The organism is Nocardia thraciensis, assembly GCF_054782435.1.
Map to the genome: position 1 here is coordinate 39,997 of NZ_BAAGSM010000011.1, position 12,283 is coordinate 52,279.

9 protein-coding genes are annotated in these 12,283 nt (G+C 70.9%); 6 read left to right on the forward strand and 3 right to left on the reverse strand.

Annotated features, from left to right (window positions below; genetic code table 11):
• Window positions 1-41: 41 nt before the first annotated feature.
• The 6 genes from ndk (at window position 42) to proB (ending at window position 9,404) form a co-directional block, all read left to right on the forward strand.
• The gene (gene ndk, locus ACYVLQ_RS05245; RefSeq protein ID WP_068021124.1) at window positions 42-458 is read left to right on the forward strand and encodes a nucleoside-diphosphate kinase; all 417 of its coding nucleotides are present in this window, start codon (window positions 42-44) and stop codon (window positions 456-458) included.
• A gap of 504 nt (window positions 459-962) precedes the next feature.
• Window positions 963-5,090, forward strand: a complete 4,128-nt coding sequence (locus ACYVLQ_RS05250) for a translation initiation factor IF-2 N-terminal domain-containing protein (protein ID WP_460696229.1) — start codon at window positions 963-965, stop codon at window positions 5,088-5,090.
• 784 nt (window positions 5,091-5,874) lie between these two features.
• A complete protein-coding gene (gene rplU, locus ACYVLQ_RS05255; RefSeq protein WP_068021122.1) occupies window positions 5,875-6,186 on the forward strand; it encodes a 50S ribosomal protein L21 in 312 nt (103 codons plus the stop codon).
• Window positions 6,187-6,299: 113 nt separating this feature from the next.
• Window positions 6,300-6,566: a 50S ribosomal protein L27 gene (gene rpmA, locus ACYVLQ_RS05260; RefSeq protein ID WP_460696230.1), complete on the forward strand. Its 267-nt coding sequence runs from the start codon at window positions 6,300-6,302 to the stop codon at window positions 6,564-6,566.
• Window positions 6,567-6,682: 116 nt separating this feature from the next.
• Entirely contained in the window at window positions 6,683-8,143 is a 1,461-nt protein-coding gene (gene obgE / locus ACYVLQ_RS05265; RefSeq protein WP_460696231.1) for a GTPase ObgE, read from the forward strand.
• Between the two features lie 160 nt (window positions 8,144-8,303).
• The gene (proB, locus tag ACYVLQ_RS05270) at window positions 8,304-9,404 is read left to right on the forward strand and encodes a glutamate 5-kinase (protein WP_460696422.1); all 1,101 of its coding nucleotides are present in this window, start codon (window positions 8,304-8,306) and stop codon (window positions 9,402-9,404) included.
• A 203-nt stretch (window positions 9,405-9,607) separates the two neighbouring features.
• Here the strand turns inward: proB and ACYVLQ_RS05275 are convergent, their stop codons facing one another.
• The 3 genes from ACYVLQ_RS05275 to ACYVLQ_RS05285 form a co-directional block, all read right to left on the reverse strand.
• Window positions 9,608-10,963: a hypothetical protein gene (locus ACYVLQ_RS05275; RefSeq protein ID WP_460696232.1), complete on the reverse strand. Its 1,356-nt coding sequence runs from the start codon at window positions 10,961-10,963 to the stop codon at window positions 9,608-9,610.
• Window positions 10,960-11,334: a hypothetical protein gene (locus ACYVLQ_RS05280; RefSeq protein ID WP_460696233.1), complete on the reverse strand. Its 375-nt coding sequence runs from the start codon at window positions 11,332-11,334 to the stop codon at window positions 10,960-10,962. Before ACYVLQ_RS05280 ends, ACYVLQ_RS05275 begins: the two co-directional genes overlap by 4 nt.
• An 80-nt stretch (window positions 11,335-11,414) precedes the next feature.
• Window positions 11,415-12,119, reverse strand: coding sequence for an ESX secretion-associated protein EspG (locus ACYVLQ_RS05285; protein ID WP_460696234.1), 705 nt, complete (start codon window positions 12,117-12,119; stop codon window positions 11,415-11,417).
• Window positions 12,120-12,283: the final 164 nt, after the last annotated feature.

Genomic DNA, 12,283 nt, shown 5'->3' on the forward strand with positions numbered 1-12,283 from the left:
GCGGTTCGGAATACCGTGCGCAGGCCGGTTACAGTGTCGCCGTGACTGAGCAGACGTTGGTACTCATCAAGCCCGACGGCGTGGCCCGGGGCCTGATTGGTGAGGTCATCACCCGCATCGAGCGCAAGGGACTGAAGATCGCGGCACTGGAGCGGAAGCAGGTCTCCGAGGAGGTCGCCGCGGCCCACTATGCCGAGCACGCCGAAAAGCCTTTCTACGCCTCGCTTATCGAGTTCATCACCTCCGGCCCGGTGGTCGCGGCCGTCCTCGAAGGCCCGCGCGCCATCACTGCCTTCCGCCAGATCGCGGGCGGCACCGACCCGGTCGAGAAGGCCGTACCGGGCAGCATCCGCGGCGACTTCGCCCTCGAGACCCAGTTCAACCTCGTCCACGGTTCCGACTCGCCCGAATCCGCCAAGCGCGAGATCGCGCTCTGGTTCCCCGAACTCACCCAGTAGCCAGGCCCGGTTCCGGTCCGCGATACCGCGCCGAGCGCCGAATTCGGGAGCTGCGACGGTGGGCGCGATGTCGTGCGAGTGCGCCGCGGGCCTGGGCCGGACGGGCCCGGAGCCCCCGTAGGAGAGCGTCGATGGCGGAGGCCCGGCGCACGGTATGGGATACTGACATCGGATGTGATCGACGCTCGCCGTTTGCGGTGGGTGGCGAAAGCACCCGATGGCATCGCGGTTCGACGCCGATCATCGCTGCCCCCGGACGGTTCCAAGACTCGGCTGTCCGGCCGGCACGCTGGATGAGCGCTCGAGTCCCGGTGTCGAAGCCAACAGCCAGGCGCCGCGTGACCAGTTAGCCCGACCGACGAACGACAAGGTGATAACGGGGCACGCGGGGCGAGACCACAGGACCTCGCGCCCCCGCGGTGTGAGGCGAACGGACAGTGCCCCCGCGTCGGCCGCGTCACTCCCCGTACGGGAGGGACGCGCCCGGGGGCCCGAGGAGATTTCGTGGCCGATCAAGAGCCGCAGGATACGTCGCAGAGCAATGGTGAACCCGCCTCGAACGAGGCGGCCGGGGCAGGGGAGGCGGCGCAGTTGCCCGAACGAATCCGGGTCCACGCGCTGGCGAAGCTGCTGGGGACCACCAGCAGACGCATCCTGGCCCACCTGACCGAACTGGGCGCCGAGGCCCGCAGCCCGCAGTCCAACCTGGACCGCACGGTCGCCGAATCGGTCCGGGACGCGCTCGTCCCGGACGAGGAGACGGGGTCATCCGGTCCCGCCGCCGCGACAGCCGCGCCCGCGGTAGCCGGGACCGCGCCGAATCCGGCGCAGCCGACCGCGGCCGATGCGACCGCCGGCGGGGAGACCGCCGGAACGGCCGCAGCCCAAGCGGCTGGTGCGACGGGTGCTGCCGGGGCGAATGTCGGGACGGGTGCTGCCGGGGCGAATGCCGGGACGGGTGCTGCCGGAGCGAACCCGGGGGCGTCCGCGGTCGGAGCGAATGCCGGGGCGTCCGCAGCGAAGGCGTCGGCTGGAAAGAACGCGACCGAAGCAACTGCGGGGACGCCAGCTGAAACCACCGCTGGGACGACCGCAGGTGAAACCGCTGGGAAGGCCGCGGGCGAGGCGACCTCCGGCGCCGCATCCGAGATGTCCGCTCGGACCACTGCGGCCGATGCTGGCGAGGCGGTGTCGGTCTCTTCGGGGGCCGCCTCCCACGGCGCGCCGATGTCCGCCGCGTCGTCCGGGCGGCCCGCCGAACCGCCGCACCCCAGTCAGTCGCTGTTCACCAGCCCCTTCCACGCGCCGGAACCGCCCGCCCCCGAGCCGGTGGTGTTCGAGACGCCCGCCGTGGTGGCCACGCCGCTGTTCCTGCCGCCGGATGCCACCGCCGCCGAGGAGATGCGGCGCAAGCGTCGTGTCGAGCGGCAGACCAAGAGCGAGGACAAGCCCGACAAGCCCGCCGAGGACAAGCCCGCCGAGCCGCGGTCCGAGGACAACTCCGCCGAGGAGGCCGAGACCGAGTCCGGCACGTGGGACGACGACCAGTCCCGCGACGACGGCGAGGACGGTGGCCGTTCGCGCCGCCGTCGCCGCGGTCGCCGCGGACGTGGCCGGGGCCGCGGCGAACAGCACTCCGACTCCGACGATGACGACAACGACTCCGACGACACCGACGACACCGACCGGGAGTCGGCCGAGTCCGGCTCCGAGGACGGTGACGCCACCGAGGACAACGCGGACGACGGCGTCGTGCCGGAGGGTTCCAGCCGTCGCCGCCGTCGGCGGCGGCGCCGCAAGACGGGCGACGACTCCGACGGCACCGAGCCGAGCGACGACGATCCGCCGAACACCGTCGTGCATGAGCGCGAGCCGCGCAACAAGCGTCGCGCGGCCAGCGACGAGGTGCAGGGCATCAGCGGCTCCACCCGGCTCGAGGCCAAGCGTCAGCGCCGCCGCGACGGGCGCGAGGCCGGTCGCCGCCGTCCGCCGATCCTGACCGAATCGGAGTTCCTGGCCCGCCGCGAGGCGGTGGACCGGGTGATGGTGGTGCGCGAGAAGGTCTTCCCCGACCAGCACGACCACGCGTCCGCCACGACCCAGGTCGCGGTGCTCGAGGACAACATCCTGGTCGAGCACTTCGTGACCAGCACCGGCCAGGCGTCCATGGTGGGCAACGTGTACCTCGGCAAGGTGCAGAACGTGCTGCCCAGCATGGAGGCGGCGTTCGTCGACATCGGCCGCGGCCGCAATGGCGTGCTCTACGCCGGCGAGGTGAACTGGGAGGCCGCCGGGCTCGGCGGCAAGGAGCGCAAGATCGAACAGGCGCTCAAGCCCGGCGACACGGTGCTGGTGCAGGTGTCCAAGGACCCGGTGGGCCACAAGGGCGCCCGGCTGACGACGCAGATCTCGCTGGCGGGCCGCTTCCTGGTGTACGTGCCGGGCGGGTCGTCCACCGGCATCAGCCGCAAGCTGCCCGACACCGAGCGCAAGCGCCTCAAGGAGATCCTCCGCGACATCGTGCCGCAGGACGCGGGCGTCATCATCCGCACCGCGTCCGAGGGCGTCAGCGAGACCGAGCTGGCCCGCGACGTGGAGCGGCTGCAGGCCACCTGGAAGACCATCGAGGGTCAGTCCAAGAACGGCTCGGGCGCGCCGAAGACGCTGTACGAGGAGCCCGACCTGCTGGTCAAGGTGATCCGCGACCTGTTCAACGAGGACTTCTCCAAGCTGGTTATCGAAGGTGACCGATCCTGGACGACCGTCGAGAACTACATCCGCACGGTGGCGCCGGACCTGCTGGCCCGGGTCGAGCGGTACGACAACAGCACAGTCGACGTTTTCGGCAGCTTCCGCATCGACGAGCAGTTGGCCAAGGCGCTCGACCGCAAGGTGTGGCTGCCCTCGGGCGGCACGCTGATCATCGAGCGCACCGAGGCGATGACGGTGATCGACGTCAACACCGGCAAGTTCACCGGCGCGGGCGGCAGCAACCTGGAGGAGACGGTCACCCGCAACAACCTCGAGGCCGCCGAGGAGATCGTGCGGCAGATGCGGCTGCGCGATATCGGCGGCATGATCGTCGTCGACTTCATCGACATGGTGCTGGAATCCAATCGGGACCTGGTGCTGCGTCGCCTGACCGAGGCGCTCGGCCGCGACCGCACCCGGCATCAGGTGTCGGAGGTGACGTCGCTGGGCTTGGTGCAGATGACCCGCAAAAAGCTGGGCACCGGACTGGTGGAGGCGTTCTCCACCGTCTGTGAGCACTGCCACGGCCGCGGCATCCTCGTGCACAACTATCCGGTCGAGACCGCGCCCGCCGAGGACAGCTCGGGTCGTCGCGAGGGCCGTCGCCGCCGCAAGGACAAAGAGAAGGAAAAGGACAAGCCCGCCGCTCCCGCCACCAACGGCACCGCCCATGCAGACGGCGACCACGAGGAGGACGCGGCCGCCAAACGGGCGCACCCGGTCGCGCTGGCAATGGCCGCGCACCAGTCCGAGGGCGTCACCGAGGCCGAGCTCGAGGTCGTGACGGCGGAGCCGGGCGCGGCGAGTTCGGCAGCGACACAGACGGAGCCGGAGGCCGGAACCGACCGCGCGCCGGGCCGCGAGCCCTCGGGCCCCGCGACCCGCTCGCGTCGCCGGGCACGGCGCGGGAGCGACCGCAGCGCGGACCGCGCCGAAGCCGCCGCCTCCTCCGGCCCATCGCCGGAGCCCGCCAGCGCCTCGACCGCAACAGCGTCCGACACCACCGCGCCGACCACCCCACGCCCGGCCACCGCGGCCGCACCGTCGGGCACCGCCGCCGATGTGTCCTCGCACGCCGCCACCGGGCCGGACGTCGGTGTGTCGAGCCCCACTGCCGGGCCGGATGCCGGTGCGTCGAGCGCTACCTCCGGATCGGATGCCGGTGTGTCGAGCACTTCTGCCGGGTCGGACGCGGGTGCGTCGCGCACCGCTGCGCAGTGGGGTACCGCTGTGGCGGGGACGTCGGACGTCGCTGCTTCGTCGGATGCTGCTGTGCCATCGGGCACCGCTGCCGGGTCGGGTGCGGGTACATCGTCCGGTGCGGGCATCGCCTCGGACGCTGGTGCATCGGGCACTGCTGCCTCTTCGGACGTGGTGGGGTCTTCGAGTCCGGACGCGACATCGGGTCCGGGTGTGGTGAGCACGGCTGCGTCCACGGGCGCGGATGTGGCGGGCACTGCTGCGGGATCGAGCACGGCTGTGTCGGCGGGGTCGTCGGGCGCTGCTGCACAGTCTGATGCCGGTGCGCCGTCGAGTGCGGCTGCTCCGTCGGATGGTGGTGCCGCAACATCGGGAACTGCCGCGCCTTCGGGTGCCGGTGGGGCGGGGACCGTGGCACCTGCGGCGAGCCGCGGAGCCGGGGCGGGCTCCACCGGCGCGCAAGCTCCCGAGACGGTTCGTCGCGGGCGTCGCCGGGTGGCGCGCAGTACCGCCGCCCCCAGCACCGACGCCGAGGGTGCCGTGTTCGTGCTCTCCAGCACGGAACAGCAGGCCCCGTCCGTCGACCTCACCGACATCCCCGTCCCGGAGGTGGCGCCGCGCAGTCGCCCGCGCCGCCGGGCGGCGGGCCGGGCCGCGGGAGCCCCGGAACAGTCCGACTGAGAGCGATCCGACCGCAGGCCCGCGCCGCCCCGGCGCGGGCCTGCGTCGTGTCGGGGTTGCCCGAGTGCATCGTCATGTCCGGCGTTCCAAGCACACCGTCATGTCCGGTGACTTCCCGTACTCAGTCATTCCGGCGTGTCTCAGGTACTTCGCCATTCCGGCATGTCTTAGGTACTTCGCTATTCCGGCATCTCTCAGGTACTTCGTCAATCCGGCGTGGCTCAGGTACTTCGTCAATCCGGCATGTCTCAGGTACTTCGCCATTCCGGCATGCTCTTGGCCGGAATCTCTGCATGCTGTGTGGATCCCGTCCAAAAGCATGCCGGGAATGATGGGGGCAGGCCGCCGGAGGTGGGGGTGGTCGTGCCCGCGGGGGGTGGTGGTCGTGCCCGCGGGGGGTGGTGGTCCTGTTCGACGTGGGGCGGTCGCCGTGTCGGGGGTGAAGCAGTGGCTGGGTGGGGGCTTGGGGTGGTGGGTGCGTCGGAGGTGGGTCGGGCGGTGGATGTGGCGGGAAGGATGGGGTGGGTGTGTTGGGGGTGGGGCTTGGGGGCGGTTTGGTTGGGTGGGTGGGCGTCCTGTAATCTTGGACAGTCGCTGCCCGGTGACAGCACTTAGCTGTGTCGCCTGACTGCTGTTGAGCAGGGCCGGTTCCGTTCGAGAGCCCACCAGGCGCCGAGGCGGCGTGATTACCAGACCAGACGTGCGGCGGTCTCCGGTGCGATCCGGCAGTCCGGCCGCGTGAGCACAGTGCCGAGCACTAGTAGAGGAAGAGGGTAGCCGACCGATGGCAACGTACGCGATCGTCAAGACCGGCGGAAAGCAGTACAAGGTCGCGGTCGGTGACCTGGTGAAGGTCGAGAAGCTCGAGGGTGAGCCGGGCACTGCCGTGTCGCTGTCGCCGGTGCTGGTCGTGAACGGCGCCGAGCTGACCACCGATGCGGACAAGCTGGCCAAGGTGTCGGTGTCCGCCGAGGTGGTCGAGCAGACCAAGGGCCCGAAGATCCGCATCCACAAGTTCAAGAACAAGACCGGCTACCACAAGCGTCAGGGCCACCGTCAGAAGCTGACGGTCCTGAAGGTCACCGGCATCAAGTAAGTCCGACCAGGGGTGCGAACCCCGGCATGAGCGGTCAGGCCCGGAGGCGGCAGCTTGCGTAACCACGTAGGGCCACGATCATGCCGAATTGACACTGCACGAGGAGTTCTGACATGGCACATAAGAAGGGTGCATCCAGCTCGCGCAACGGTCGCGACTCGAATGCCCAGCGGCTCGGTGTGAAGCGCTTCGGCGGCCAGACCGTCAAGGCGGGCGAGATCCTGGTTCGCCAGCGTGGCACGCACTTCCACCCCGGCGTCAACGTCGGTCGCGGCGGCGACGACACGCTGTTCGCCCTCGAGGCGGGTGCGGTCCAGTTCGGCAGCAAGCGTGGCCGCAAGACCGTCAACATCGTGGTCCCGGAGCCGGCGCAGGCCTGAGCCGCGCCGGAGCCTTTCCACAACTCTTCGAAGCGGGTCAGGGTGACGAACACCCTGGCCCGTTTTCGCGTCTGCAGGACCAGTCGACCCGTTCGAGAAGGAGGATGATCAGGTCCATGTCCAAGTTCATCGATCGCGTCGTGCTGCACGTCCGCGCCGGGAAGGGCGGCCACGGGTGTGCGTCGGTCCATCGGGAGAAGTTCAAGCCGCTGGGCGGTCCCGACGGCGGTAACGGGGGCAACGGCGGGGATGTGATCCTCGAGGTCGATCCCAATGTGCACACCCTGCTGGACTTCCATTTCCACCCGCACGCCAAGGCGGGGAGCGGCAAGCCCGGCGAGGGCGGCAACCGCGACGGCAAGCAGGGCGGCGAACTGCTGCTGAAGGTGCCGGACGGCACCGTGGTGATCGGCCCAGACGGCGAGGTGCTGGCCGATATGGTCGGCGCCGGAAGTCGGTTCGTCGCGGCCCGGGGTGGGCGCGGCGGGCTCGGCAACGCGGCGCTGGTGTCGCGGGCGCGCAAGGCGCCCGGCTTCGCGCTGCTCGGCGAGGAGGGCGAGGAACGCGACCTCGTTCTCGAGCTGAAGTCGGTCGCCGATGTCGGGCTCGTGGGCTTCCCGTCGGCCGGGAAATCGTCGCTGGTCTCGGTGCTGTCCGCGGCCAAGCCGAAGATCGCCGACTACCCGTTCACCACGCTGGTCCCCAACCTCGGCGTGGTGTCCAGCGGCGACACCACCTTCACCGTCGCCGACGTGCCCGGCCTGATCCCCGGGGCGAGCGACGGCCGCGGTCTGGGCTTGGACTTCCTGCGCCACCTGGAGCGGTGCGCGGTGCTGGCGCACGTGGTGGACTGCGCGACCCTGGAACCCGGCCGCGACCCGATCTCGGATGTGGACGCACTGGAGGCCGAGCTGGCCGCGTACAAGCCTGCGCTGCAGGCTGATTCGGGGCTCGGCGACCTGGCGGACCGCCCACGCGTGGTGATCCTCAACAAGACCGACATACCCGATGCCGACGAACTCGCCGATATGGTGACCCCGGAGTTCACCGAACGCGACTGGCCGGTGTTCAAGATCTCGGCGGTGAGCCGGGAAGGCTTGCGGCAGTTGAGTTTCGCGCTCGCCGACCTGGTTCGCGAGTATCGCGAGGCGCATCCGAAGGCGGCGCCGAAGCGGCCGGTGATCCGGCCGGTGGTCAAGGGCGAGAGCGGTTTCTCCGTCGAGGTGGATCCCGACGTGCCCGGCGGTTTCATCGTGCGCGGCGAGCGGCCCGAGCGCTGGGTGCGCCAGACCCAGTTCGACAACGACGAAGCCGTGGGCTACCTGGCCGATCGGCTGGCCCGCCTGGGCGTGGAGGAGCGGCTGGCGAAGCTCGGCGCCGAGCCCGGTGCCCCGGTGACCATCGGCGATATCAGCTTCGACTGGGAGCCGCAGATCTCCGCCGGCGTCGACACCGTGATGACCGGCCGCGGCACCGACCCCCGCATCGACCAGTCCGAGCGCATCTCGGCGGCCGAGCGCAAGCACGCCTCCCGAGTCCGCCGCGGCCTGGTCTCGGAGGACGAGGACCGGGCATGAGCACGAAGGGCCGCCGGAGTATGGCTCGGGCAGGGGCGCGGAGGGCCGCCGGGATGTGGACCGGGCAGGAGCGCGGAGGGGCCGCCGGGATGTGGACCGGGCGTTTTTCGGTGCTGTGAGAGTGAGTTCTGGTATGACGCAGGTTGATTCGGGACGTGAGCTGAGCGAGGCGCGACGGGCGATCGCCACGGCGCGCAGCGTGGTCGTGAAGATCGGGTCGTCGGCGCTGACCAGCCTGGAGGGCGGGCTCGACACCGGGCGGCTGGACCGGCTGGCCGATGCCGTCGAGGCACGGATGCGGGCCGGGTCCGACGTGATCGTGGTGTCCTCCGGTGCCATCGGCGCCGGCATCGCCCCGCTCAAATTGTCCTCGCGGCCAAAGGATTTGGCCACCAAACAGGCAGCGGCGAGCGTCGGGCAGCTGGCGCTGGCGCACGCCTGGGGGACCTCCTTCGCTCGCTACGAGCGCACCGTCGGCCAGGTGCTGCTGACCGCCGGGGACTTCTCCCGCCGCGAGCATCACCGCAATGCGCAGCGGACGCTGGATCGGCTGCGGTCGCTGCACGCGGTCGCGGTGGTCAACGAGAACGACACCATCGCCACCGAGGAGATCCGTTTCGGCGACAACGATCGGCTGGCCGCGCTGGTGGCGCACCTGGTCGGCGCGGATGCGCTGGTGCTGCTGTCGGATGTGGACGGGCTCTACGACGGCGACCCCCGCAAGGGTGCGGCGGCGTTCATCCCGGAGGTGCGCAGCAGCGCCGATCTCGACGGCGTGATCGCGGGCAGCGGCGGAGCACTCGGGACCGGCGGCATGGCCTCGAAGCTGTCCGCGGCCCGGCTGGCCGCCGACGCCGGTGTGCCCGTGCTGCTGGCCGCGGCCTCGGACGCGGCCGCCGCGCTCACCGGCGCCTCCGTCGGCACCGCCTTCGCCGCGCGTCCGGTCCGCCTGTCGGCACGCAAGTTCTGGGTCCGGCACGCCGCCGACAGCCGCGGCGCCGTCCTGCTCGACGAGGGCGCCGTGCAGGCCGTCGCACACCGCCGCCGCTCCCTGCTGGCCGCGGGCATCACCGGCGTCCGCGGCCGCTTCTACGGCGGCGACGTCATCGATCTGATCGCCCCCGATGGCCGCGTTGTCGCCCGCGGCGTCGTCGAATACGACAGCACCGAACTCCAGACCATGACCGGCCGCTCCACCACCGAACTCCCGGAAGGCATGCAGCGCCCGGTAATTCACGCCGACGACCTGGTGAAGGTGTAGGGGCGCAGACCTTCGCGTGATCCCGACGATCTTCGTCATCCCGGCACATTTCGGCCGGGCTCTACCGAGAGATTCCGGCCAAAAGCCCGCCGGAATGACTGTAAGGACGTGGCGGGCGATGGGTTGGCTGTAGGGGCGTTGCGGGCGACCGGGTGGCTGTCGAGATGTTGCGGGCGGAACTCGGTGGCAGGGTGTTGCGGGCCTCAGTTGCTCGGCGGGCTGACGCCGGGTTGGTCGGGGGCGTTGGGGGATGGGGATTCTTCGGGGATCGGGCCGGTGACTCCGGGTTGGCCCTCCTCGTCGGTGAGGGGTGGGCCGGGTGGGAGTTGGTCCGGGGGTGAGGCTGGAGGTGGTGGGGCCGTTGAGGGTTCGGGTGTCGGGGAATGGGGAGGAGGTGGTGGGGCGGGTATCGCCGATGGCGGAGGAGGTGCCGAGGACTCCGGGGCTGGTGGAGGTGCCGGAACCGTTGTGCCGGTGGGGGGTTGGGGCGCGGCGGGTGAATTCGGTGCGGGCGCCGGGGAGTGGTCGGGGGTCGGGGCGGGAGGCGCCATGGTGGCCGTGGGCTGGTCGGGGGAAGGTGTTGCGGGCGTTGGGGGCTGGGGCGCCGGGCTCGGCTGGCCGGGGGCGGGCTCCGCGGGTTGCCCAGGGGAGGTAGGTGGTTGAGGCTGTCCCGGCGGTGGTTGCTCCGTGGGCGTGGATGGTTGCGGCTGGCCAGGGGAAGGTGTTGGGGGCGTAGAAGATTGGGGAGGGGAGACGGGTTGGCCCGGGGTGGGATCCGTGGGCTGGCCAGGGGTGGTTGGAGGTTGCCCCGGGGTGGCGGGGGCGGGTGGTTGGCCCGGAGTCGTGGGCGGCTGGGGCTGATCCGAGGGCGTGGGTCGCCCGGGGGTCGACTGGTCGGGGGTGGAATCTTGCGACAAGTTCGGGCCGTTGGCCGACGGTGGCGGAACCGATTGCGGGGCAGCGGGATACGGTGACCCCGGAGCCGCGCCGGGGAGCGGCGGCGGGTCGGGCAGGGCCGGAACTCCGGTGCCCGCGACCGAGTACGCGGGCTTGTAGATCATGTTCATCGCCAGCAGTGCCTCCTGGCGCAGCGCCTCCTGCGCCACCTGCGCCTCGATGACACGGGCGGACTCGAGTATGCGGGCGATCGCGCCGATCGGGCCGGAGTCGCCGGGCGGCACGACGGCCAGCTTGACGGCCTCGGCGGCCGCCGCCAGCGCGCCCAGGCGCGCGCCCACCTCGCCCATCACCGCGGCCAGTTCCTCGACCGATTCGGCCAGGGCGCGGCTGCTGGCGTAGGCGGCCTCGGCGGCGGCGCCGTCCCAGCCGACGGCATCGATCGCCCGGTCCACGTTGCCCTTGGTGAGCGGCATGAAGGTGGTGAGCGTGCCCGCGCCCTCCAGCCATGCCAGCGATGCCTGCAGGATCTCCCCGGCATCGATCCGCTGGGTGCCCGCGTGGATCTGCTCGTGCGGCATCGACTCGAAATGTTCCATCGCGCTGATGTATTCCGGGTCGGTGTCGCGCGGTCGCGGTCCGTACCGGAACTCCGCGGTCATCGCGCCAACCTCGATGGGAGCGCGCGCAGGGCGGCGGCGCTGGCGGCCTCGGCCTCTTCGTGCAATCCGGCGCTGATCAGGAACCCCTCCTTCATCCGGTAGGAGGCGGCGATGTGCTGATCGAGCAGCGCGACCGTATCCCGCGCCTTGCGGGCGAATCCGGCCTGCAGCTGCTCCGCCGAGAAGAATCCCCCGAAGCCGTGCAGGTCGGACGCAGATTCCAGGCGTTGCTGCAGGTGGCGCAGGCGCTCGATCTGCTGGTCGTACAGCTCGGCGCAGCGCCGCGCCGCGTCCGGATCGAATCGGACGGTGCCGCTCTGCGCCGCCTGCAGAAATCTGGCGATGTCGGCCTGACTCGCCTCGATCGTCATGCGCACGCACCCCCTACGGATCGGTCGGTCGTGACTCAGCCTAATCGCTCAGCCGGTTTCCGGTCAGCACGTGTGGGCGCTCACCGGGGTATGCGCTTCTGGAGATGCTGCGCGATCTGCTGGGCGGACGCGGGGACCACGTGCACCTCCTCGCCCGCGCGGATCAGGTAGCGGCCGTCGTCGGCGACGTCGATCCAGGTGTAGTAGACCGGCGTGGGCGGATCGGCGCGATCCAGGCGCGATTCGATGCGTATATGGCCCTCGGCGGTGTGCGGCTCGAGCAGCAGGCGCCGGATGCGCGGCACCGGCGGCCGGGTGGTGGCCACGGATTCCTCGTCGCGCACCGCGGCGGCGGCCGCCGAACGGGCCGGTTCGCGGCCGGGCGGCGCGTCGGGCAGCAGTGCGGCGATCCGGGCGCCGAGCTTGGCTCTGTGGCCGATCGAGATGTGCACGCGACCGCCGAAGCCGGGGCAACCCCCCGGGTCCTGCACGGCGAGCACCGCATGGTCGAAGACGGCGGCGCCGAGCGCGCGGATCTCGCTGCCGGGGGCGTGCCGTCCGCCGATCGCCACCACCCGGGTCTGCGGCGCGGCGAGAATGCGCAGGCAGGCGGACAGATCGGGGTCCGAGCGCAGCGGCAGCCGCACCTGCAGGGTGCGGCGCAGGCTATCGGCCTCGTCTTCGGTGCGGGGAGTCTCGAGGATCCGGAGCGGAAACGGATGGCGATCCAGGTCGGTCTCGCGCCAGATGTGTGCGAACTCGTCCGGTGTGAAAGACCAACTCACGCCGACAGACACCCTTCACCGATCGTCATGCCCCTCGTAGCGTAGCGGGGCGCCGGGCGAGCGGCCAGACCATCCGGAATCCTGGATCCGTGGGGTGCGTACGTTAACGCACCTGGATGACACTCGATATATCCGAACAACACCGTGGTGACCGCCTGCGCACC